The following is a 22,302-nucleotide window of genomic DNA, read 5'->3' on the forward strand; positions in this document are numbered from 1 at the left end:
TATAAGAATGTATTAACCGGCGAAAAGGCTTGAATAATATGACAAATATTGACCAACTACGTGCTAGCCAAGCAATGACAACTGTACGCAATCAAGCTCGTGTTGATTCTGGTGATAAATCACCAGCAAGTTCAGCACCAGCATTGTCTGCAAAAACAGATGCCGTCTCTTTGAGCAATCAAGGAAAAGAAATTGGCCAAATGCACCAACAACTAGCAACTGAACCTTCTTTTAATGAAGATAAAGTTGCTGCAATTAAAGCAGCTATTGCAAATGGCTCTTATTCAGTTGATCCTGAGCGTCTAGCAGACAACATGATTAAATTTGAAGATGAATTAGCCGGCCTATAACCTAGGCTGGTAACTTTTCTCATTGTATACCTATAATATAGAGACAATATGGCTCAAACATTAACTGAATTATTGGACCTACAACGCAGTGTCGCAATATCACTTTCGACTGTTCTTAGTCGAGAGAAGGTGGCTATTGCAAGTAGAAAACCAGCGGAAATGGAAAGTATTGCCCACGATAAATTAGGGCTATTGAACCAGTTACGTCAATATGATCAGTTACTAGGTAGTCACGCGGAAAGGCAGCTTCTTTCTGAAGATAGCGTATTAAATGACAAAGTGGTTGAAATAAAATCTATCATCCATGATTGTAAAGAAGAAAACGTGGTTAATGGCGAAGCCCTTCAACGTGCACAATTGAGTTTTAATAAGTTAAATAATCTTATGCAACAAAGCCGTGGTAAAAATGGCATGACATATACTGCTGAAGGCCAAACTCGTAATATCACGACGTTAGGCACAAATATAAAAGCTTAACCTTCAGAGTTTAAATTTATTGGAGACAAAATCTCCTCTTTAATTATTTTTCTATATAAAAACACTCTGGGCATACCTACCCGCTTTATAAATACGCTATCAGTCCTTATTTTCACTAGCCTTTTCATCTGACTTGCTTAGAAATAAATCAAAAAACTACCAATTGGTGTCAACATTATAGAAATCATAAAAAAAACAGGTGCTGAACGCCCCTGATTATGAGCAATAATCGAAACACCAATAGATAAAGACACATAAATCCAACTGACTAAAACAATAACCATTGTCCAAAACTTCTTATTTATCAAAACTCTGAACAAATTACCCCAACAAATGATCAACGTCATACTCAAAAACTCAATAATGCTGTTTATTAAGCACTTTTGAATAAATTATACCTCTTGAATACTCATCCATCTTCTACAACTCAAATAATAAAAAAGCCCTCAGCACTAAAAGTACCAAGGGCAAATATGTTGAATGAGAGTGTTTATTCGTTAATTAAAATAACGTTGTTTTTCTTTGCGTTGAGGGTACGTCATAAACTTGACCTTGATTTTTCATACGCTCCATCTTTTTCAAATCTAACTTTAATTCAGTCACATAACTATCACCCACAGGATAAGTTCGAATTACTTCTGCACCACGGATAATACCATCAACACCAGCACTGGTTGTTTCTTCACCCAGTTGCTGATCATTCATTTCAACTTTACCACTAATTCGCATCCCATAAACTTGTTCCGCTAATTCACGATATGCATCAACTTTTGACGCTCGCATAGCTCGAATACGTTTTTCATCAATATTCTTACCCGCTTGCTCACTAATGCTAGCGTAACCGACCGCGGTCAAGTGATCGCTTTCACGCATGACACCGATTGGTTGGCAACCAACTAATACTAATAGAGCTAATAAAAACCAATGTTTCATATCTGCTTCTCCTATGGACGTAGGATTATGGTATTACGCTCTGCTTTCTTCACATCAGAACGAATAAGAACACCATCTTCCATACGCATGGTATTTAAGGTATCTAAGTCACGGCCAATTCGATCCGCAGGAAGGAAACCTTGTGCCGAAGCAACAACGATTCTAGTTTGCATTCCAATAACACGAGCATTAATTAGCACACCACCATCTTGGCGAAGCATCGTACCTGTTAACACGTAATCAACTTGCTGCTCTTGCACTAATTCTTTCCAGTCACGGCTAAAAGCGAAATCACCCTGCTGAGTTACACGAATATTACCCGTTGTTTTGTAGTCAATAACCTTAAAACCACGACGCTGCAGCTGGAACATAAACCCTTCAGTCACTGAGTTACCTAGCCAGTTGGTTTGATCCATCTGTTGTAAATCTACAAAAGAAGTAATTGCAATCGGAGATCGAGCCGATAATGTCGTGTTCGATGTAACCAATTGCTCTGTTAAACTTTCAATAAAGTAATCCATTGTGTGTCGCGGTGTATCTGCCAACATAAATGGGCTGCCGTTATAAGGTTCTTTACCATTATAAATTGGTGAATAAGCGCATGCACTAACCACCATTGACAGCAAAATTACAACTAATACTCTCATTCTATTATCTCCAGATAATGTTTTAATGTACTTACTCGCTTGATTTAAGCGTCAAATTTAAACTAGGAACAAAAATTGCAATAGTTTATGAAACGCAATTTGTAAGTACTTTTATCAATCAACAAATAATAGTTAGCAAATTTCATACCCATTTGGCAGATAGCAGCAATGAAAAGAATATTTTTTTTACTTACATCAATATTAACAATAAGTTACGCGCCATCAGCAAGTGCTGAATGGTTTGAGGTAACAGGATCAGCGAGTGTGCTTACCAGTAAAAATGCGGCAAGAACTAATGCACTAGAAGATGCCGCTTACCAAGCTATGTTATTTTCAGGGGCGGATATTAGCCGCTTAAAAGATCTTAAAGTCTTTTTAGAGAATGATGAAAAACGTTATCAATTCAGCGGCAGTGAAATTCGCAGTATTGAAGTAGTAAAAGAGAAGAAGAAAAACGGCAAGCTGTACCTTACTGCCCGTATTGATATCTATCCTTCGGCAAACAGTTGCCATATTGGTCAATACAAAAAAACAATAATGACCAGTGAAATTACTGTTGATTCACCTCAACAAGCTGTCATGGGTAAAGTGTACAAAATGGGAGAAAGCCTCAGCACCGTATTTTCTCGTCAGCTAGATAAAGAATCACAAAGTTTTATCTCTGTTGGAACGTCTCACCTACGTATTGATAAACGCCAGCCTGAAGTCGTTAAAATGATTGCAGAAGATCACGGGGCTCAATATATTTTCTCTGGAAACATCACAGATTTAAGTGCAACTATCGAACAAAACTTACTACTGAAAGATACCATTAATCGTCAATTTGCTATTGAAGTTGCTGTATTAGATGGCAAAACAGGCCAAACTATTTATAACAATAATTATCGTGAAGTAGCACAGTGGGATTTCCCCAAAACCAGCGAAGTGGACACTCAAAGTGCTCGTTTCTGGACATCTGCTTATGGTGAGATGGTATTGCGAGTTAATCGCGATATGATGCTTGATTTAGAAAACCAATTTGCTTGTAAGATAACTCTACCTCAGGTTGTCAGTATCCATAACAACCGTATCACTATGGATCTTGGTCGTATTCATGGAGTTAAAAAAGGCGACAAACTGGATTTATGGCACACTGGATCTTTCATTGATCAAAGTGGTTTACCTAGAAATAAGGTTGCTAAAACGAATATAACATTAACCGTTGATCGAGTGTATGAACAGAATGCTGAATTGATAATAGATCAACCGCAGCTCATCAATAGCGTTCAAATTGGTGATGTAATGCATAAAACTGTCATTCAATAAAAGTAGATGTAGATCATTAATATCTAAGAGAAATTATCAATTATGGTAGTTTCTCTTTTTTTTATGAGACTTATCCTCGTTTTACCCTCAATCTTGAGATATTCTTTCCAATATAATTAGAACAACATTCCCATTGAGTCGTAATGCTAGGACAGTTCCGTTTCATTATTAGTAGTTTATTATTACTGATAAGCTTTGTTTCATCTGCTAGTTCAGTTATGTCAGAAGAAGCCTGGCAAAAACAATACCACCAATATCGTATACAGGATCAAAACAGAGCCTTATCGATGCTTAGTGACGTCTATTCATCACTGCCTCCTTCCGCTGAGCGAGTATATACAGCAACTCGTATTCATGGTTTTGTTACTCGCAGAGGCGATACTTACCTCCATCAAACAAACAACTACAGTGCTGATCTCTATGAAAATATTGAGCATTTGATTTTAAAGGCAATGGACTTAGAAGATGAAGGGAAATATAAAAAATCACTGCACTATATTAAAACAGCTCAGAACAAAGCAAAAAGTCTTAATAATTTAGATTTAAATAGCTTAATTCAACTCCATCAATGTCGAGCCAATTTAGCATTAGGAAATCACTATTTGGCTGAGTTTTACTGTCAGTCGGCATTAAAACATTTAGAAAAAACGCCAAACAATTTTATTGATATAAAATGGGGATATCGCTTGTTAGCTTTAAGCTACCAAGGCGTTACCAATTATCAGTCTGCATTAATTGTTAGTGAAAAAGCCCTTTCCCTGACAAAACCTTATGAAATTAACGATACTGCTTATAATAATATAAGTTCCTTATTGCTAAAGATGGGCAAAATAAATTCAGCGAAGGAATATGCGATTAAAGCACTAGATATTCGTATAGAGCGAAACATTCCACAAAAGATAGCTCAATCACACCTTATACTTGCTAAAATATATTTACAGTCATCAGATTACACTCAAGCTAAGATCTCTGCGACATTAGCTATAGAGCAACTGCAAGACAATTATAACGCTAACACATTAAGTCGAGCATACCTTATCTTTGGCTGTGTTCTTAATGCTCAAGGTTATTATGATGAAGGTATTGAGTACCTACTACTTGCCCTTAAGCAACTTGATCTTAATTCGAATTCAGATCTAAACATCGAAATATACCAAGCACTCAGCCAGGTTTACTTAAAATATGAGAATGTAAATAAAGCATTAAATTATATCGCTATCGCTATAGATAAATCTGAAAAATCACAAAATCAACAGGCTTTATCTGCCTCTTACTTAATTCAATCTCAAATACATGAATTTATTGGTAATTTTGAACCTGCATTAAGTTCTCGAAAAAAATACGAAGAAATTATAAATAAAATCCATTCTATTGATCACCAAGAAGCTTACGCTGCCTTACAACTACGTAAATCTCTTATTGAAAAGGAGGAGCAACAACTCAATAATTTAAAAGTTGTTCATCAGAAGCAACTTGAAATAAACATAGAAAAGAAATATCGCTTACTGTTTCAAATCATCATTGTTCTTCTCAGCATTACTATCTATTTTATTTTACGCTCAAGAAAACGCCTTAACACTTTGGCGCATAAAGACGTATTAACTAATGCAAATAATCGACATTCTATATTTGAAATAATAAATAAGAAATTAGCGAACTTTCATGATCAAACAACATTAGTCATGTTGGATATTGATAACTTTAAACAATTAAATGACCTACACGGTCACCCAAATGGTGACTTAGGACTTAAACATCTCTATTCAATTTTAGAAGAGGCAATGCCACCACCTCATCAAATAGGCCGTATTGGTGGAGAAGAGTTTTTAATCTTACTTTCTAATGAAACAAAAAATGCATGTTTTGAAATGATTGAATCAGCTCGTTCAAATTTAGAGAAAAGCAGTTTTAATACGCTGGATGGGAAAAAACTATCTATTACCGCGAGTTTTTCTTGGGTCTACCTTGAGCGGGAAATGAAGGATGTAGAGCAGATATATTTCATATTAGATGAAGGGCTTTATCAAGCAAAACAAAATGGCAAAAACTGTATTGTAGATGCTTTAGTTGATCCTATAATTTAAACCTCATTAGTGGTGTAATAAAATGTAATTAACCGATTCTCATTTACAAGATCAAAACAATGTCTATATTTAAATAAGCAATGGATGTGCAGCAACCAATAACCATAATGGATTAATCAATAGAACGTTTATTGAGGATCATAAAAATGAAATATGCACGGTTAACAATTTTAGTTACTCTTTTTTCTTTTAATTCGTTTGCTTTAGAAGGCTCTACTGAAATCGGACCGAAAGTGTCTTGTGAACAAACTGATGGTAGCATCGCTATGACGTATGCAACACTTTGTAAAGTGGCAAAAGGCACAATTAAATAGATGTTTAATCAATAAAAAAAAGCCGCTGAATAGTAAACCTTTCAACGGCTTTTTTATTATATTTCAATAACATACTTAAAACTAAACTCTATACTCAGTATTACTGAGCGCTAGCTTCACGTTCAGCAATAAATGCTAATGCCATCTTGATACGAGCAACAACACGCTCTTTACCAATTAATTGCATTACCGCGTCAACGGATGGAGATTGACCACCACCAGTAACAGCAACACGTAAAGGCATACCAATCTTGCCCATACCAATTTCAAGCTCTGAACATACTTCTTCAATCATATTGTGAAGGTTTTCAGTTGTCCACTCTTCTAGAGCTTCAACTTTAGCAAGAGCAAGCTCTAATGGGCCTTTAGCAACGCCACGTAGATGTTTCTTAGCAGCACCGGCTTCGAACTCTTCAAAATCTTGGTAGAAGTAGCGAGATTGCTCAGCTAATTCGATTAGCGTATTACAACGCTCACCAACTAAAGTGATTACATCAGTAATTGCTGGGCCATTTTCAAGAGAGATCTCTTTTTGATCTAAATGCCATTGTAGATATTTGGCAACATACTCAGGCTCTGATGTTTTAATGTAATGGTTATTTAACCATAACAGTTTATCAGTATTGAATGCTGATGCTGATTTACTTACCGCATTTAAGCTAAATAAATTAATCATTTCTTCTTGAGAGAAGATCTCTTGGTCGCCATGAGACCAACCTAAACGAACTAAGTAGTTATTTAGCGCATTTGGTAGATAACCTTCATCACGGTATTGCATAACTGATACTGCGCCATGACGCTTAGACAGTTTTGCACCATCATCACCTAAGATCATTGCACAGTGTGCAAACATTGGTACTGGAGCACCTAATGCTTCATAGATGTTAATTTGACGAGGTGTGTTGTTGATATGATCTTCACCGCGGATAACTTGAGTAATACCCATATCCCAATCATCAACAACCACTACGAAGTTGTACGTAGGTGCGCCATCAGTACGGCGGATGATCAAATCATCTAATTGACTGTTTGAGATTTCGATACGACCACGGATCTGGTCATCAAATACTACCGAACCTTCTTTAGGATTACGGAAGCGAATTACACATGCATCCCCTTCTTTTGCAGCTGCATTCGCGGCAACAATTTTTGGGTGGTTTGCATCGTAGCGAGCCATCTCTTTATTTTCTTCTTGTTCTGCACGAATTTCATCTAACAATTCTTTTGATGCATAACATTTGTAAGCTTTGTCTTCTGCAAGTAGTTGATCAACTACTTCATTATAACGGTCAAAACGCTTAGATTGGTAATAAGGACCTTCATCCCATTCCATACCCATCCAGTGCATACCTTCAATAATAGCATCTACCGCTTCTTGAGAGTTACGTTCTAGATCCGTATCTTCGATACGTAGAACAAATTCGCCACCTTGATTTTTAGCAAAAAGCCATGAGTAAAGTGCAGTACGTGCACCACCAACGTGAAGGTAGCCTGTTGGGCTTGGAGCAAAACGAGTCTTAACCGTCATTGTTATTACCTTTTTGAAGAGGTTGAGCTGAATCTGTCAGCACCACATAATTTGTGCGCTATTTTAGCACCATAAGGTAAATCTACAATGGGAAAGACAGATCATAAACTTATTTTAAAAATAGAAAAATGGCTAAATCACTTTGATTTAACCATTTCTGAATTCAAAACGTTATTTATTTAATAACCAAGTCAAAATTTGAGCTTTACCTTCAGCTGATGCTTTCTCATACCAATAGCTCAGCATCTCTGCCGATTTTGAGTTACCTTCCAATGAAGTCGTTACCGTTTTTCTATTTGCAAACGCCCATTCAGTGAATTCCTCTTTCTCTACAGTTGTAGCATCATCAAACCAATACTTGGTCATTTCAACAGGCTTTGTTTCAACTTCTTTTATTTCTGCCGCTGGCTGTTGTGTAACAACCATCTGTGTATTCTGTAATTGAAGTGCTTTTTCATCCAGCACGGCTTGAAAATAACCCGCAGGGATCGTGAAAGACAATTTCGAAAGATCATTTTGAGTTTTAACTACATAAGTTAACCCACTCTTAGCAGATAATACGATGTCTTCATTATCAATAGGAAATGTAAAATATTGAGTAGCAGTACAATGCTCACTACATGATTCTGTTGATGGCGAATAGGCTGTCATTTTCTTTTCGGTGCCATTTAATGAAACAGAATCGTATACGTAGCTTGATTTAAAATAACTAAGCTCTACCGCTAAATAAGAAGTAGGCGCAGCTTTTGGCGTTGTCGCATAATTGGCCGTTAACTGAGAGGTATTCCTCATCGCATTCGCCCCAACACCTTCATTTTCGATTGGGTTAATGCTTTTCGCTTCTATAGATACATACGTTGATTTTTTTGTTACCTCATTTACTGCATCACTAAAATCATCATCACTTGATAATGTGGAGCACCCACTAAGTAATATTACGCTTAGTCCTAAAATTCTTTTATACATCCTAATACACCTTAAATTTTAAATGCTCTTAAAGTAAAAAACGCCGACAAAAAATTGCCAGCGCTTTTAAAAGTTAGCTAAGTAACAACTTTCTTAGAAGCCGTACTCTAAACCAACGCGTGTTACGATATCTGTATCTTTGTCGCCTTCAGTACGACCAGCGACACGTAGGTAAGGTACAAAGCCGTTATGAACAGCCATCAACTGACCTGAAATTGTATTGCTATCTGAATCTTTATCAGTCTTACCATTCGTTTCTGACTCTAAGTTAGCAGCATAACCTAGTTTGAAACCAATTGGACCGTTCCAGTATTGACCAATAATAGAGTAAGAGCCTTGCTCTACATCTTTACCCATTTGAGCAACACCACTATCTGCTTGATTATCTAGTGATTCCATTTTATATGCTGCTGCAAAACCAAAACCAGCAGGTAATGAAGCCTCTAAACCCACTAGATAAGCTTGGTTATCTTGACCAGCTACACCATTAAAATCAGAGCCCGCTTCAACCGCACCCATTAACGTCAATTTTTCAAAACTGTATTTTGCGTTTGCACTTGCAAAAGATGAATCACGAGTAGCTGCACCACCCCCATTAGCGTTATCGTCACGACCAACAGAAGTTGCAAATGAGAAACCACCAAATTTAGGTGAATCATAACGCACTTGGTTTGATTGACGATCGTAGTGACCAGCAATACCACCCCAATCGAATACAGAGCCTAAACCTGGGTTAGAAAACGGCCAGTCAACTAGTTCATATAACGGCGTCAAAACACGACCAACTCGAACATTACCCCAATCACCAGAAGCACCAATAAACGTATCACGGAAACCTAGCACACCACCTGAAACACCGCCATGACCCCAGTCTGTATTATCAACATAACCAGACTCGATCTGCATAGTAATTAAAACATTCTCAAACATCTCTTTATGAGCACGGAAACCAATTCGAGATTCATTCTCTACAGCATAACCAGAACTGTCATTGTCATTGTCGGTAGTATTGTAGTTAACCATTGATATCGCAGCAACACCGTACACTTCAACATTAAAGTCTGAGTTAATACCTACTTCTTTCGCTGTTACACCTGAAGATGCTAAAGCAACTGCAGCACCGAGTAAGGTTGTTTTAAAAAATTTGTTTTCCATGGAATAAAGCTCCTAAAAAATGGATATAGCTGTGTTCATTATTTACTGGCTTTAAGTTGGCCGCCGAAAGCAGTAAATAAATCTCCTAATTCACACAATTTTTAAATAAGAAAAGGAAAATTTAAAAATTGTAATTACCTTATATTTTTCCTGCATACACTCTGTGCATCCACGAATAAATACTAAACCGTTCAAAAAAAACATAAAACAAAAACTTAATTTACAACAAAAAAAATATGACAGAGCGCAAACTTCTTTCGCGTTAGTGATTAAGATCAAATTAAATAGATCAAAAACATAAATAAAAGTATGAAATATATAAAACAATAACTTATAAATATAAAAAAACACCTCAATGCGATCATGTTCACAACTTATTGAGGGCCGATCAGAAATGAAAGCTAATTAAAAAAACATTGGGAATATTTGTTAAATACCTGAACAGTCCATATTTACAAACATAAAAAAAGGAACTCTAGAGTTCCTTTTTTTTATTTAATGAAAAATCAGTAATTAATTTAATAATTCTATCAGTTGTTCTTCATTCATTATTTCAATACCTAATTCTTCAGCTTTCGCTAATTTAGAACCAGCAGCTTCACCAGCAAAAAGAATATCCGTCTTTTTAGATACACTGCCTGTTACTTTTGCACCTAACTCTTGCAACGCTGTTTTTGCTTCATTACGTTTTAATTGATACAAGGTTCCAGTTAAAACAACAACTTTACCAGCTAACGGTTGAGGTACCGATTCATCTAGTGCTTTTATTTCAGGCCAGTAAACACCTACCGTTTTAAGATCTTCAATTACAGCTTGATTGTGAGGTTTAGAAAAGAAATGTAATACATGCTTAGCGACAATATCACCAACATCATTGACCTCTATTAACTGCTCAAAACTTGCAGCTTGAACCGCTTCTAATGTTAAGAAATGTATCGCTAAATTTGCCGCAGTGGCCTCACCAACCTCACGTATCCCTAGTGAGTACAAGAACCTAGGCAATGTCGTTTCTTTTGACTTATTTAAGGCATCAACAACATTCTGAGCTGATTTCGGTCCCATTCGTTCTAATACCGTAATCACTCCAGCCGAAAGTTTAAATAAATCTGCGGGGGTTTCGACCATTTCTTTATCAACTAATTGCTCTACTACTTTGTCACCTAAGCCATCAACATCAAGAGCCTTACGAGAAACAAAATGCTTTAGTGCTTCTTTACGTTGAGCTGGGCAGACTAAACCGGCACCACAACGTGTTACCGCTTCTCCTTCAATGCGCTCTAACTGCGAATCACACACAGGACACGTTGTTGGATATACAATCGCCTTACTGTCTTCAGGACGGCGGGCCTCAACAACAGAAACAATTTGAGGGATCACATCACCCGCACGACGAATTATCACCGTATCACCAATGTGAACACCTAGTCGTGCGATTTCATCAGCATTATGCAGTGTGGCATTGCTTACAGTAACCCCTCCGACAAATACAGGTTCAAGTTTAGCGACTGGTGTAATAGCACCAGTTCGACCCACTTGAAACTCTACATCATTAAGTATTGTTAGTTCTTCTTGTGCAGGAAATTTATAAGCAATAGCCCAACGAGGTGCTCTAGCAACAAAACCTAGCAGTTCTTGAAGTTCAATATCATCAACTTTAATGACGACACCATCAATTTCATATTTCAGTGAATCACGACGTTCAAGAATATCTTTGTAATACGCTTTAACCTCATCTAATGAACTGCATTGTTTAGTCTCCTCACACATAGGAAGACCCCAACGTTTAAGTTGAACAAAACGCTGATAATGACTTGATTCTAATTCACCACCATCAATCACACCAACACTATAAGCATAAAAGCTTAGTGAACGAGTCGCGGTAATCTTCGAATCCAATTGACGTAAACTGCCTGCTGCTGCATTACGTGGATTAGCAAATGGTTTATCACCACGTTTTAATGCGCGTTCATTTAACGCATCAAAACCTGCTTTTGGCATAAAAACTTCACCACGAACTTCTAATCGTGTTGGCCAGCCTTCCCCTTGAAGTGTTAATGGTATACAACGAATCGTTCTAACATTTTCTGTTATATTTTCGCCCGTTAAACCATCACCACGAGTCCCAGCTTGAACTAATTTACCATTAACATACAAAAGACTGACCGCTAGACCATCCAATTTAGGTTCACAACAGAATAATGAAACAGGTTTAGTAATGAGACGGTCATTGATTCTTTTCTCGAAAGATTCTAGCTCTTTATCATTAAAGGCATTATCTAAAGAGAGCATTGCTATCTCATGCTTTACTTGAGTAAATCCATCCAACGCTTCACCACCCACTCTCTGACTTGGTGAGTCGACAGTAACTAACTCAGGATATTCAGCCTCAATAGAAAGTAATTGCTGCATCATTCGATCGTATTCTGCATCGGGAAGTTCTGGACAATCTTCCACATAATAACGATACGCGTGGTAATTCAGCTGTTGTCTCAACTCATCTAATGTCTGTTCTGTACTCATGGTTCATCAACTTCTTGTTCTGTTGTACAAAAAATAAAAAAAAGGCTCACTAGGAGCCTTTCTCAATTAACTATAATAATAGACGATCTATTTACGACAGAACACTTTTGCTCGTTGTTTATATTCATCTATTTTATTTGGAGTCAGCATATCTCGTTTTTCATCCAAAATATTACCACCCAGCTCTGAACTCACTAACTGAGCCGTCTGTAGCATTAATTTAAAATTATGCTCTGCATCGCCGTAGCACGGCAGTGGTAAGAAGAAGGAAATTCCAGGAGTAGAGAATTCATCACCTTCAGGTACTTGGAAATGGCCAGGAGCTACCATATTCGCAGTACTAAATAAGACTTTACCACTACCAGATAGATCTGAGTGACGATGATAAATCCCCATATCGCCAAACACTAAACCATTTTGCTCCAAGCTATTAAATAACCGGTTACCATTAAAGCGCTCACTTCCCATTCCGTGGACATTAATAACAATAACATCCTCTTCTGGTTCTGGTTCTGGTTCTTCAAGAATAGTAATAATCGGTTCAGGTATAACGATAGGCTCTTCTATCTGTAATGGTTGAGGTATCTCTTTTTGAGGAACCACATTTTCATCAATTGCAGAAAATGACATTGTTGGTTCTTGTTTAACCTTAATGTCATTTATTGGTGGTTGCTCAACCTTCTCAATAGCCGTCTCGACAGGCTTTTCTTGAATCTTTTCGATTGGCTCCGAAGTGACGCTTTCGCCATCAAAAAGAGGCTCTTTAGAAAAAGCAGGTTCTTCTCTTACAAACGCTGGCTCTTTTCTCTCTCTTGGAATATTAACTTCTTTTTTTGCTTGATCAAAAGTTCGCATAGGAGCAGGTTGCTCATCATCAATCTCTGAATCAAAATCTATGTCTACTTTTTTTCCAAATTTTGAGTTCGTTTCTTTTCGACTTGTCCATAAGCCATGAAACAATAACGCCGCAATGGCTAATGCCCCAACAAGTATCAACACTAATCGCAATTCTTGCATCGCTAACTCTCTGCTCTTCTGCTTTATTGAACTTCCTTATTTTGTAAAAAATACAAAGGAAGTTTTCCTTAACTACTATGAAGGTAGTTTAACTGTAACCGTTAATCTACCACTACTTATTGGTAATGTACCAAATAATAGCCCTATTGTTGAATAACAAAATGAAAGTGGTGACATAAATCTTACATTTGAACAATTTACATCATCTTTATTTACGCTAATTCCATTTCTTTGTGCGTGTTTTTGAGTATAGTGAATACATGGTACACAAAATGTAAATATAGATTATGAGTTCATTAAAACAAACCCAATCAGGTATTCAATATTTTTTAAAAGGTATGTCATTGGCGATGACCCCAGGGATCCGCCGTTTCGTCTTTATTCCTCTATTAATTAATTTTATTTTATTAGGGGGCTCATTTTTTTACCTATTTAACCAAATTGGTGGTTGGATTGAACAGATTTTAGCTCAAATTCCAAGCTGGCTAGATTGGCTGTCTTATCTATTATGGCCATTAATAGTGGTTAGTATTTTAGCGGTATTCTCTTATTTTTTTAGCACGCTAGCTAACTGGATTGCAGCTCCATTTAATGGCTTGCTCGCTGAGCATCTCGAGGCTAAATTAACGAACCAACCAGCACCAACTGGCGGTATTGTTGATGCCCTAAAAGATTTACCTCGTATTTTCAAACGTGAGTGGCAAAAATTAAAGTATTACCTCCCAAAAGCATTAGGCCTGTTCATTCTATTTTTCATTCCAGCAATCGGTCAAAGTATTGCGCCTGTTCTATGGTTCTTATTTACCGCTTGGATGATGGCCATACAATATTGTGATTATCCGTTTGATAACCATAAAGTACCTTTTGAAACAATGAGAGACGAACTTAAAACCAAGCGTGGAAAATGCTTATCTTTTGGTTCACTTGTTACTCTCTTTACAATGACTCCAATATTGAACCTATTTGTTATGCCTATCGCAGTCTGTGGAGCAACAGCTATGTGGGTTGATGTCTATCGTGATACACATAAAAACGTTAATCCATAACTTATAACCTTTCGATCCTTTCTCATTTGAGAAACTCTTCGTATTCTAAGTAAGTCGAGTTACTCAAATGAGTCACCAAATATTTACTCCGTATTGAATCACGCGTTACGTGAAATGAAGGAACAGATCATGACAAAGATTTATGAAGATAATTCTCAAACTATTGGTAACACCCCTCTTGTACGTCTAAACCGTGTAAGTAATGGCAACGTATTAGCAAAAGTAGAAGCTCGTAACCCAAGTTTCAGTGTTAAATGTCGTATCGGCGCAAACATGATCTGGGAAGCTGAAAAAGCAGGTACATTAAAAGAAGGTATTGAATTAGTAGAGCCTACCTCTGGCAACACAGGTATTGCATTAGCCTTTGTTGCTGCCGCTCGTGGTTATAAGCTAACACTAACTATGCCGGCATCAATGAGCTTAGAGCGTCGTAAACTACTAAAAGCACTTGGAGCTAACCTTGTATTAACTGAAGCACCAAAAGGTATGGGTGGTGCAATTGCAAAGGCAGAAGAAATTGTAGCGAGTGACCCAAGTAAGTACCTACTACTTCAACAATTTAATAACCCAGCAAACCCTGCTATCCATGAAAAAACGACAGGGCCAGAGATTTGGGAAGCAACTGAAGGTAACATTGATGTGTTTGTCGCAGGTGTTGGTACTGGTGGTACATTAACAGGGACAAGTCGTTACCTAAAACATACACAAAATAAAGCCGTACTTTCAGTTGCAGTTGAGCCGGCGGAATCACCAGTAATAGCTCAAGCTCTTGCGGGTCAAGAATTAAAGCCTTCCCCGCATAAAATTCAAGGGATTGGCGCTGGTTTTATTCCAGGTAACCTAGATCTGGCATTAATTGATCGTGTTGAAGCTGTCACTTCTGATGATGCCATTGCTATGACTCGTCGCTTAATGGAAGAAGAAGGTATTCTTGCGGGCATCTCTTCAGGTGCCGCAGTTGTTGCCGCAAACCGTATTGCTGAACTTCCAGAGTTTGCGAATAAACAAATTGTGGTTGTATTGCCAAGTTCAGGTGAGCGCTACCTAAGTACCGCACTTTTTGCTGGTTTGTTTACGGAACAAGAAAACGAACAATAAATCTGCAATATTCACGTGTTCAAATCAATTTTTCTTCCAAAAAAGCCCCTTATGGGGTTTTTTTGTTGATTTCATTTCACTCCTTAGTAATAATCTAGCCACTTTATTTTTAGGTGTAAAATAATTACAATCCAATATAATATATCAATATTGGACCTCCTAAATATTACAAAATAAGACAGTATGTATAAATTACTGTCGTTAACTTATTTTACATTCAGACGGATTGTTTCTGGAGCAATGATGTGCGAAAGTACTGTCATAAACAGAATTGGTTAACGACATTAATTCAACATAAAATATAAATCGGGGTATACACAATGTATTCACAAGACGTAGTAATCACTGCAGAAAACGGCCTTCACACACGTCCAGCAGCTCAGTTCGTTAAAGAAGCAAAAGGTTTTGATGCTAAAATCACTGTTACTTCTAACGGCAAAAGCGCAAGTGCTACTAGCCTTTTCAAACTACAAACTTTAGGTCTAACTAAAGGTACTAACGTAACTATCTCTGCTGAAGGCGCTCAAGAGAAAGAAGCTGTAGACCACCTAGTTAAACTAATGGATGAGCTGCATTAATCAGCTTTTTCTTTAATTATTCTCATTCTCTAATTTGATCAATGTTAAGGTAAAGCTATGATTTCTGGCATTCTAGCATCTCCGGGTATTGCTTTTGGTAAAGCACTACTACTTCAGGAAGATGAAATTGTCCTAAACAAAACTCCAATCTCTGAATCTCAAGTAGAAGCAGAAGTTAAATGTTTCTTTGACGCTAGAGCTAAGTCTTCTGAGCAATTAGAAGCGGTTAAAGCGAAAGCGCTAGCAACATTTGGCGAAGAAAAAGAAGCAATTTTTGAGGGGCACATTATGCTTCTTGAAGATGAAGAGCTAGAAGAAGAAATCTTAGCCCTTATCAAAGATGATAAGCTTGCGGCTGATTTTGCAATTTATTCTGTAATTGAAGAACAAGCTTGTGCACTTGAATCTTTAGATGATGATTATCTAAAAGAGCGTGCTACAGATATCCGTGATATCGGTAGCCGCTTTGTTAAAAACGCATTAGGCATCAACATTGTTTCACTGAGTGATATCAATGAAGAAGTTATCCTAGTTGCTAACGATTTAACGCCTTCTGAAACAGCGCAAATCAACCTAGACTACGTTCTTGGTTTTGCTTGTGACATCGGCGGTCGTACATCTCATACTTCTATCATGGCGCGTTCTCTTGAACTTCCTGCTATCGTTGGTACTAACGATATCACTAAGCAAGTGAAGAACGGCGACATGCTGATTCTTGATGCGGTTAACAACAAGATTGTTATCAATCCATCAGAAGCAGAGCTAGCTGAATCTAAAAAAATCCGTGACACTTTAGTTGCAGAAAAAGAAGAACTAGCAAAACTAAAAGACCTACCAGCTATCACTCTAGATGGTCACCAAGTTGAAGTTTGCGGTAACATCGGTACAGTTAAAGACTGTGACGGTATCATCCGTAACGGCGGCGAAGGTGTTGGTCTGTATCGTACAGAATTCCTATTCATGGATCGTGATGCACTTCCTACTGAAGAAGAGCAATATGTTGCTTATAAAGAAGTAGCAGAGGCGATGCATGGTGAACCAGTGATCATCCGTACTATGGATATCGGTGGTGATAAAGATCTACCATACATGGATCTTCCTGAAGAAATGAACCCATTCCTAGGATGGCGTGCAATTCGTATCAGTTTAGACCGTCGTGAAATTCTGCGTGATCAATTACGTGGTATTTTACGTGCATCTGCACACGGTAAACTGCGTATCATGTTCCCAATGATCATTTCTGTTGAAGAAATCCGTGAGCTTAAAAATGCAATCGAAGAATACAAAGTAGAACTTCGAGCTGAAAGCCTAGCGTTTGACGAAAACATCGAAATTGGTGTTATGGTTGAAACACCAGCAGCCGCTGCAATTGCACACCACTTAGCGAAAGAAGTTAGCTTCTTCTCTATCGGTACTAACGATTTAACACAATATACTCTTGCTGTTGACCGTGGTAACGAAATGATTTCTCACCTATACAACCCACTATCTCCAGCGGTTCTGCTTGTAATCAAGCAAGTAATCGACGCTTCTCACAAAGAAGGCAAGTGGACTGGTATGTGTGGCGAGCTAGCGGGTGATGAGCGTGCAAGCTTACTTCTTCTAGGTATGGGCTTAGACGAATTCAGCATGAGTGGTATTTCTATCCCTCTTGTTAAGAAAATCGTTCGTAACTCAAACTTTGCAGCAGTAAAAGCGATGGCAGATGAAGCACTTCAAATGCCAACAGCAGCAGAAATTGAAGCACACGTTGAAAAATTTATCGCAGAAAATACTAAGTAATAGTATAGTTGCAAAGAATTAAATATAGCCACTAAGTTTTAGTGGCTATTTAATATAAACTTTAGGGAGCTACACAATGGGTCTGTTTGACAAAATTAAAAGCGCATTTTCTTCTGAAAGCGCTGACGCTGGTGCTATCGACATCATCGCACCTCTTTCTGGTGAAATTGTAAACATCGAAGATGTGCCAGACGTAGTATTCGCTGAAAAAATCGTTGGTGACGGTATTGCTATCAAACCAGCTGGCAACAAAATGGTTGCTCCAGTTAACGGTACAATCGGTAAAATCTTCGAAACTAACCACGCTTTCTCTATCGAATCTAACGATGGCATCGAGCTTTTTGTTCACTTCGGTATCGATACTGTTGAACTTAAAGGTCAAGGCTTTACTCGTATCGCTGAAGAAGGTCAAGAAGTTAAAGCTGGCGACACTGTAATCGAATTTGATCTTGCGTACCTAGAAGAGCACGCTAAATCAACTCTAACTCCAGTTGTTATCTCTAACATGGACGAAATCAAAGAGCTTACTAAGCTTACTGGTGCTGTTACTGTTGGTGAATCTCCAGTTCTTAAAGTAACTAAATAATCTTTCTTAATCGATTGATTTAGTTTACACAAGACATTAAAAAGGCCGCTGTTCTCTCTAAGGGAAACCAGCGGCCTTTTTGTATCGGCTATAAACATAAGCAATTAAACAAGTACCATTATTTCTAATGGTACTTGTTTTAGCTTTAGAGAAAAATTATTTAACTTTTAGCTCGGCGAACATTTCTTGTGATGGTGCAAAGAAATAACCACCAGTAACGGCATCAGTAAAACGTAATAACTGATCGGTTTTACCATCAATTTCGCCATACATGCTATCCAACATTACCTGGAAGTTATGTACAGAGTGACAATAAGCAATAAACAATAAACCATGGTCACCAGAAACCGAACCATACGGCAAGCTGTGACGTAAAATCTTAACACCTTTGCCATCTTCTTTAATATCTACACGACCTACGTGAGAAGCGGCAGGGACGTCTTCTAGCTCTATTGAATCAGGCTTAGTGCGACCTATTACTTTTTCTTGAGCTGAAACAGATAAGCGATTCCATGCCGGAAGTTTATGCACAAAACGTTGACACATCATGTAGCTTCCACCTGTAAATTCACCCTCTTTAACTAAGGCAACTTCAGCTCGGGCTTCGTTTTTAGGGTTTTCCGTTCCATCAACAAAATCAGTCATATCACGAGAATCAAGAAAACGGTACCCAGAAGTCTCTTCTTTAATGTCTACATGCTCAGAAATAACATTCATCAACTTACGTAGAATATAGAAATGTAAATCATGACGGTTGGAATGAAGATGAATTAGTACGTCTCCGTGCGTTGCTGGAGCAATAATATCTCCTTTACCTAATTGCTTAAAGTTGGTCAATTCTGGCGGCATAGGTACAGACAGTGTAGTCCAAAAATCAGTACCAAAGGAAACCGCGCTACTTAAGTTTGCGTCTGGCTGATTTTCATTTAATTCAATGATCAAAGCAGGAAGCGCTTGTAACTGTTCTAATACAAGCTGAGGATTACTTTTGATATTTAGAGTTACGTATAATGCAAATCGATCTGGTTCTGGCAGTAATGCCGTTTGAGGGGTGTAAGACATGAACTCAGTTCCTTTCTATTTTGAATTAACTGAGTCCATTATATGTAATAAATCATGGGATTGTTTGATAATTAATAAGAGTTTATGAAGAAATCACTTCTACTGATAATTTTACTGTTTCTTTTGCTGAAGAATCAGAAACCATATAAGACTCTTGATTGTTTAACTTAGTAATAATCGTCGGAGCACAAATAGTACGCACATTGCCATTTCCTTCTTCTGTTACTCGAAAGGCAATCTCTACATTTTCCGCATTAATATTTTTTATTTCAGCCCATGCTTTCACTTGGGATTGTTGATCAATAGAATTAAATACAAGTGTCTCTTCTCCAAGCACTAATGATGCTGAAGAATTACTAATACGCTGTAAATCAGGACGGTTAATTTCTAACCCTAAGTCCAATTGCCAATCAGCCATTGCTAATGGGCTTAATAAAGCACTAAATAAAAGCGCCCCAGTTGATAAATCCATCGTCTTCACCTCTACGTCAGACTAAAACATATCTTTACTCTTTTGCTACGAAGTAAAAAAATTAAAAACCAGCTAAGAAGTAAGATAATCACGGCACTTCCTAACTGAAACTCTCCACGACTCACCACTACAGATTCAATTAGCATGGCGAGATCAATAAGAACCATAATAATGGTTAGCCATCGACCTTGCTTCCAAAGGGTGAGCATAAAAGGTCTTGTTGGCTTTTTAAAACTACTTAACCACATAAAAAACACAATGGGTAAGCTTAGATATAAACTCGTGTAAAGATGCGTATGATTAGGGTAAAACAATGCCAGTAAATCAGTACCTTGTTCACGACTCGCTCCAGCCATTACAAAGACAACAACAGAACGAATTAAAATAACCCAACCAAGCCATAACCATATTGGTGGTTTTAACCAACCATGCTCATCATATGCATCAAATGAATAGTACATTTTCTACCTTAAAAATAAACTAACAATCTTCTCAGTAGACTTGTTCAGATTACTGAAATAATTAAAAATAACGATTGGATAAAATAAAAACTTTGAGCTGACAACAGTTCAAAGATCAAAAGCAATGTTGCCGTCACACTTTGTATCAGTTACTGTTTGAATATACACAAAGATACTCTCAAATATTAAAAATAAAGAATAATTATGACAAACAACAAAAAAACAAAAGAGATCTCTTCTATTGAAACGCAACAAGAAGCGATGAAGATAGCTAAAGCTACACAAAAACCAGCACAAACAAAAGAGCAAACTAAGTTGATTGCTCAAGGAATTGAAAAAGGCATTACCTTATATAAAAAACAGCAGAAAGAAAAAGCCAGAGAAGCAGATAAATTAAAGAAAAAAACACTTCGTCAAAAGCAAAATAATGAGACGATTTCAGACATTGAAGCAAAACAAGCTCAACAAGATAAAATAAATTCTGAATCGAATAAAACATTACCTTGGATATTACTTGCTCTAAGTTGGGCAGGATTTATTTATTACTCTGTACTCGGTTTTTAAGCACAAAAAAAGAGATGAAGCTAAATAACTTCATCTCTTTTTTATTATAAATTTGCGCTTAACGCCCTACTCTTTATCTGCTTTAAGTGATAACACCCAAATAGACAACACAGCAACCGCAGCAAAACCACCTAAAATGATGGATGGCATAGCGATATAGCCTAGTGTATGCCAAATAACTGATTCTAACGTACTCATAGTAAGCTCCTTACCAACCTTCAACGCCAGACATGTCAGGCAGTTTATGAGCAATACCTTTATGACAATCTACACAGGTTTTATCACCTGATGCTAATGCCGTTGAGTGCTGTTTAGCACTACGAGGACCTTGCTCTGAGAAATCCATGTAGTTAAATTCATGGCAGTTACGACACTCTTGGGAGTTATTCTCTTTCATTCGGTGCCATTCTCGCTCTGCTAGATGACCACGACGCTCTTTGAATTTCTCTTCAGTATCAATCGTTTTAGTTACGTAATGCGCAAACAATTCTTTTGATGCTTGAACTTTACGTACGATTTTATCTGTCCAGTTATGAGGGACGTGACAATCAGAACAGATAGCACGAACACCAGAACGGTTTGAATAGTGAATCGTTTCTTGGATCTCTTTAACTATTGGGGCGTGACAGCCAGAACAGAATTCTTCTGTATTGGTTGCTTCCATACCCGTGTTAAATGCGCCCCAGAAAAGTAACCCACCCATAAAACCCATAAATAGGACGATGCCTACTGCCGCTTTACTTGGAGATGAAAAACGCTTCCAAAATGCTTTTAATAATTTCATGTATAGCCTCTCTTAACGGTATTGGCTATCAACTAGCGCAATGAGTCCACACGTTCAAATTCATTCTCAACTAACGGTTTAGCATCAGCTTGAGGGACATGACATTGTAAACAGAAATAACGACGAGGTGATACATCTGAAAGTACAGCATCTTCACGATTCACATAATGCGTTACACTGATCTTCGTTGCGCCCATTTCTTTTGCGTTTTTCCAGCTGTGACATGATAGACATTTATTCGCGTTCAATGATACTTCATAGTTACGAATTGTATGTGGTACCAATGGTGGCTGATAAACATAATCACTTTCTAATGCGTGATCACGAGGAAAACGTTTAAAATCATCCGCAGGACGAGTTGCTTCTAGCTCTGATGCTCCACGTAATGACTCTACACCACCAATACCACCAGGGTTATTCAACTCTGCAGTTGGTGATTCGGTAGTTTGTTCTGATTCTGCTTGTACTGCACCTGCAAACAGTAGTCCTGCTGACATAAGCGCTATAATGAATTTTTTCATTCTAATTTCTCCGCCTTAAGGCAAACTCTGTAACAAGTTACTAGTTAAAAAA

Annotated in this window: 24 protein-coding genes; 11 read left to right on the forward strand and 13 right to left on the reverse strand. The window is 37.5% G+C overall.

What is annotated here, in order from left to right; all coding sequences use genetic code 11:
* Positions 1-38 precede the first annotated feature (38 nt).
* Together flgM and BTO22_RS09375 are read left to right on the forward strand one after the other, a co-directional pair.
* Positions 39-350, forward strand: a complete 312-nt coding sequence (gene flgM / locus BTO22_RS09370) for a flagellar biosynthesis anti-sigma factor FlgM (protein ID WP_105055245.1) — start codon at positions 39-41, stop codon at positions 348-350.
* A 48-nt stretch (positions 351-398) separates the two neighbouring features.
* Entirely contained in the window at positions 399-827 is a 429-nt protein-coding gene (locus BTO22_RS09375) for a flagella synthesis protein FlgN (protein ID WP_105055246.1), read from the forward strand.
* Positions 828-1,328: 501 nt separating this feature from the next.
* Here BTO22_RS09375 and BTO22_RS09380 read toward each other — a convergent pair.
* Positions 1,329-1,760 carry an LPP20 family lipoprotein gene (locus BTO22_RS09380; protein ID WP_105055247.1) on the reverse strand — a complete coding sequence of 144 codons (432 nt, stop codon included), beginning with the start codon at positions 1,758-1,760 and terminating at the stop codon, positions 1,329-1,331.
* An 11-nt stretch (positions 1,761-1,771) separates the two neighbouring features.
* Positions 1,772-2,407: a FlgO family outer membrane protein gene (locus BTO22_RS09385; protein ID WP_105055248.1), complete on the reverse strand. Its 636-nt coding sequence runs from the start codon at positions 2,405-2,407 to the stop codon at positions 1,772-1,774.
* A 168-nt stretch (positions 2,408-2,575) separates the two neighbouring features.
* On the opposite strand from BTO22_RS09385, the gene BTO22_RS09390 reads away from it, so the two are divergent.
* The 3 genes from BTO22_RS09390 (at position 2,576) to BTO22_RS19960 (ending at position 6,110) form a co-directional block, all read left to right on the forward strand.
* Positions 2,576-3,712, forward strand: coding sequence for a flagellar assembly protein FlgT (locus BTO22_RS09390; RefSeq protein ID WP_105055249.1), 1,137 nt, complete (start codon positions 2,576-2,578; stop codon positions 3,710-3,712).
* 452 nt (positions 3,713-4,164) lie between these two features.
* Complete coding sequence (locus BTO22_RS09395) at positions 4,165-5,796, forward strand: tetratricopeptide repeat-containing diguanylate cyclase (protein WP_181044587.1); 1,632 nt, start codon at positions 4,165-4,167, stop codon at positions 5,794-5,796.
* 146 nt (positions 5,797-5,942) lie between these two features.
* Positions 5,943-6,110: a hypothetical protein gene (locus tag BTO22_RS19960; RefSeq protein WP_181044588.1), complete on the forward strand. Its 168-nt coding sequence runs from the start codon at positions 5,943-5,945 to the stop codon at positions 6,108-6,110.
* Between the two features lie 100 nt (positions 6,111-6,210).
* On the opposite strand, the gene gltX is transcribed toward BTO22_RS19960, so the two are convergent.
* The 5 genes from gltX to zipA form a co-directional block, all read right to left on the reverse strand.
* A complete protein-coding gene (gene gltX / locus BTO22_RS09400) occupies positions 6,211-7,638 on the reverse strand; it encodes a glutamate--tRNA ligase (RefSeq protein WP_105055250.1) in 1,428 nt (475 codons plus the stop codon).
* A gap of 171 nt (positions 7,639-7,809) precedes the next feature.
* A complete protein-coding gene (locus BTO22_RS09405) occupies positions 7,810-8,604 on the reverse strand; it encodes a hypothetical protein (RefSeq protein WP_105055251.1) in 795 nt (264 codons plus the stop codon).
* A 93-nt stretch (positions 8,605-8,697) separates the two neighbouring features.
* A complete protein-coding gene (locus BTO22_RS09410; protein WP_105055252.1) occupies positions 8,698-9,759 on the reverse strand; it encodes a porin in 1,062 nt (353 codons plus the stop codon).
* Between the two features lie 513 nt (positions 9,760-10,272).
* Positions 10,273-12,279: an NAD-dependent DNA ligase LigA gene (gene ligA, locus BTO22_RS09415; RefSeq protein WP_105055253.1), complete on the reverse strand. Its 2,007-nt coding sequence runs from the start codon at positions 12,277-12,279 to the stop codon at positions 10,273-10,275.
* A gap of 87 nt (positions 12,280-12,366) precedes the next feature.
* On the reverse strand, positions 12,367-13,296 hold the full coding sequence (gene zipA / locus BTO22_RS09420) for a cell division protein ZipA (RefSeq protein ID WP_105055254.1): 930 nt from the start codon (positions 13,294-13,296) through the stop codon (positions 12,367-12,369).
* Positions 13,297-13,583: 287 nt separating this feature from the next.
* Here zipA and cysZ point away from each other — a divergent pair, with 287 nt between their 5' ends.
* From cysZ to crr, 5 genes are all read left to right on the forward strand, one after another.
* Positions 13,584-14,342, forward strand: a complete 759-nt coding sequence (gene cysZ / locus BTO22_RS09425; protein ID WP_105055255.1) for a sulfate transporter CysZ — start codon at positions 13,584-13,586, stop codon at positions 14,340-14,342.
* 129 nt (positions 14,343-14,471) lie between these two features.
* Positions 14,472-15,440 carry a cysteine synthase A gene (gene cysK / locus BTO22_RS09430; RefSeq protein ID WP_105055256.1) on the forward strand — a complete coding sequence of 323 codons (969 nt, stop codon included), beginning with the start codon at positions 14,472-14,474 and terminating at the stop codon, positions 15,438-15,440.
* Positions 15,441-15,760: 320 nt separating this feature from the next.
* Entirely contained in the window at positions 15,761-16,018 is a 258-nt protein-coding gene (gene ptsH / locus BTO22_RS09435; protein ID WP_005420435.1) for a phosphocarrier protein Hpr, read from the forward strand.
* A 57-nt stretch (positions 16,019-16,075) separates the two neighbouring features.
* Positions 16,076-17,800 (forward strand): phosphoenolpyruvate-protein phosphotransferase PtsI, encoded by a 1,725-nt coding sequence (gene ptsI, locus BTO22_RS09440; RefSeq protein WP_105055257.1) that lies wholly within the window; start codon positions 16,076-16,078, stop codon positions 17,798-17,800.
* A gap of 76 nt (positions 17,801-17,876) precedes the next feature.
* Complete coding sequence (gene crr / locus BTO22_RS09445) at positions 17,877-18,386, forward strand: PTS glucose transporter subunit IIA (RefSeq protein WP_105055258.1); 510 nt, start codon at positions 17,877-17,879, stop codon at positions 18,384-18,386.
* A 156-nt stretch (positions 18,387-18,542) separates the two neighbouring features.
* Here crr and BTO22_RS09450 read toward each other — a convergent pair whose 3' ends face one another.
* From BTO22_RS09450 to BTO22_RS09460, 3 genes are all read right to left on the reverse strand, one after another.
* Positions 18,543-19,448, reverse strand: a complete 906-nt coding sequence (locus tag BTO22_RS09450) for a Dyp-type peroxidase (RefSeq protein WP_105055259.1) — start codon at positions 19,446-19,448, stop codon at positions 18,543-18,545.
* Positions 19,449-19,530: 82 nt separating this feature from the next.
* On the reverse strand, positions 19,531-19,920 hold the full coding sequence (locus BTO22_RS09455) for a hypothetical protein (protein WP_105055260.1): 390 nt from the start codon (positions 19,918-19,920) through the stop codon (positions 19,531-19,533).
* An 11-nt stretch (positions 19,921-19,931) separates the two neighbouring features.
* A complete protein-coding gene (locus BTO22_RS09460) occupies positions 19,932-20,381 on the reverse strand; it encodes a DUF2919 domain-containing protein (protein ID WP_105055261.1) in 450 nt (149 codons plus the stop codon).
* A gap of 204 nt (positions 20,382-20,585) precedes the next feature.
* On the opposite strand from BTO22_RS09460, the gene BTO22_RS09465 reads away from it, so the two are divergent.
* Positions 20,586-20,945, forward strand: coding sequence for a DUF2956 domain-containing protein (locus tag BTO22_RS09465; RefSeq protein WP_105055262.1), 360 nt, complete (start codon positions 20,586-20,588; stop codon positions 20,943-20,945).
* A 66-nt stretch (positions 20,946-21,011) separates the two neighbouring features.
* On the opposite strand, the gene BTO22_RS09470 is transcribed toward BTO22_RS09465, so the two are convergent.
* From BTO22_RS09470 to BTO22_RS09480, 3 genes are read right to left on the reverse strand one after another with little or no spacing between them, the layout of a single operon-like run.
* Positions 21,012-21,143, reverse strand: a complete 132-nt coding sequence (locus tag BTO22_RS09470; RefSeq protein WP_081091591.1) for a TIGR02808 family protein — start codon at positions 21,141-21,143, stop codon at positions 21,012-21,014.
* Positions 21,144-21,153: 10 nt separating this feature from the next.
* A complete protein-coding gene (locus tag BTO22_RS09475) occupies positions 21,154-21,729 on the reverse strand; it encodes a NapC/NirT family cytochrome c (protein ID WP_060991610.1) in 576 nt (191 codons plus the stop codon).
* A gap of 32 nt (positions 21,730-21,761) precedes the next feature.
* A complete protein-coding gene (locus BTO22_RS09480) occupies positions 21,762-22,250 on the reverse strand; it encodes a nitrate reductase cytochrome c-type subunit (RefSeq protein ID WP_105055263.1) in 489 nt (162 codons plus the stop codon).
* Between the last annotated feature and the right edge of the window lie 52 nt (positions 22,251-22,302).

The organism is Aliivibrio sifiae, from assembly GCF_002954705.1.
Classification (GTDB): Bacteria; Pseudomonadota; Gammaproteobacteria; order Enterobacterales; family Vibrionaceae; genus Aliivibrio; species Aliivibrio sifiae_A.

Excerpts from the sequence above, each read along its gene's own strand:
- ptsH (WP_005420435.1), top strand. The coding sequence starts at position 15,761 with ATGTATTCACAAGACGTAGTAATCACTGCAGAAAACGGCCTTCACACA.
- ptsI (WP_105055257.1), top strand. The coding sequence starts at position 16,076 with ATGATTTCTGGCATTCTAGCATCTCCGGGTATTGCTTTTGGTAAAGCA.
- BTO22_RS09480 (WP_105055263.1), bottom strand. The coding sequence starts at position 22,250 with ATGAAAAAATTCATTATAGCGCTTATGTCAGCAGGACTACTGTTTGCA.
- BTO22_RS19960 (WP_181044588.1), top strand. The coding sequence starts at position 5,943 with ATGAAATATGCACGGTTAACAATTTTAGTTACTCTTTTTTCTTTTAAT.
- ligA (WP_105055253.1), bottom strand. The coding sequence starts at position 12,279 with ATGAGTACAGAACAGACATTAGATGAGTTGAGACAACAGCTGAATTAC.
- crr (WP_105055258.1), top strand. The coding sequence starts at position 17,877 with ATGGGTCTGTTTGACAAAATTAAAAGCGCATTTTCTTCTGAAAGCGCT.
- gltX (WP_105055250.1), bottom strand. The coding sequence starts at position 7,638 with ATGACGGTTAAGACTCGTTTTGCTCCAAGCCCAACAGGCTACCTTCAC.
- cysZ (WP_105055255.1), top strand. The coding sequence starts at position 13,584 with ATGAGTTCATTAAAACAAACCCAATCAGGTATTCAATATTTTTTAAAA.
- BTO22_RS09450 (WP_105055259.1), bottom strand. The coding sequence starts at position 19,448 with ATGTCTTACACCCCTCAAACGGCATTACTGCCAGAACCAGATCGATTT.
- BTO22_RS09375 (WP_105055246.1), top strand. The coding sequence starts at position 399 with ATGGCTCAAACATTAACTGAATTATTGGACCTACAACGCAGTGTCGCA.
- BTO22_RS09470 (WP_081091591.1), bottom strand. The coding sequence starts at position 21,143 with ATGAGTACGTTAGAATCAGTTATTTGGCATACACTAGGCTATATCGCT.
- BTO22_RS09395 (WP_181044587.1), top strand. The coding sequence starts at position 4,165 with ATGGACTTAGAAGATGAAGGGAAATATAAAAAATCACTGCACTATATT.
- BTO22_RS09405 (WP_105055251.1), bottom strand. The coding sequence starts at position 8,604 with ATGTATAAAAGAATTTTAGGACTAAGCGTAATATTACTTAGTGGGTGC.
- zipA (WP_105055254.1), bottom strand. The coding sequence starts at position 13,296 with ATGCAAGAATTGCGATTAGTGTTGATACTTGTTGGGGCATTAGCCATT.
- BTO22_RS09410 (WP_105055252.1), bottom strand. The coding sequence starts at position 9,759 with ATGGAAAACAAATTTTTTAAAACAACCTTACTCGGTGCTGCAGTTGCT.
- BTO22_RS09380 (WP_105055247.1), bottom strand. The coding sequence starts at position 1,760 with ATGAAACATTGGTTTTTATTAGCTCTATTAGTATTAGTTGGTTGCCAA.
- BTO22_RS09465 (WP_105055262.1), top strand. The coding sequence starts at position 20,586 with ATGACAAACAACAAAAAAACAAAAGAGATCTCTTCTATTGAAACGCAA.
- BTO22_RS09460 (WP_105055261.1), bottom strand. The coding sequence starts at position 20,381 with ATGTACTATTCATTTGATGCATATGATGAGCATGGTTGGTTAAAACCA.
- BTO22_RS09455 (WP_105055260.1), bottom strand. The coding sequence starts at position 19,920 with ATGGATTTATCAACTGGGGCGCTTTTATTTAGTGCTTTATTAAGCCCA.
- BTO22_RS09385 (WP_105055248.1), bottom strand. The coding sequence starts at position 2,407 with ATGAGAGTATTAGTTGTAATTTTGCTGTCAATGGTGGTTAGTGCATGC.
- BTO22_RS09390 (WP_105055249.1), top strand. The coding sequence starts at position 2,576 with ATGAAAAGAATATTTTTTTTACTTACATCAATATTAACAATAAGTTAC.
- cysK (WP_105055256.1), top strand. The coding sequence starts at position 14,472 with ATGACAAAGATTTATGAAGATAATTCTCAAACTATTGGTAACACCCCT.
- flgM (WP_105055245.1), top strand. The coding sequence starts at position 39 with ATGACAAATATTGACCAACTACGTGCTAGCCAAGCAATGACAACTGTA.
- BTO22_RS09475 (WP_060991610.1), bottom strand. The coding sequence starts at position 21,729 with ATGAAATTATTAAAAGCATTTTGGAAGCGTTTTTCATCTCCAAGTAAA.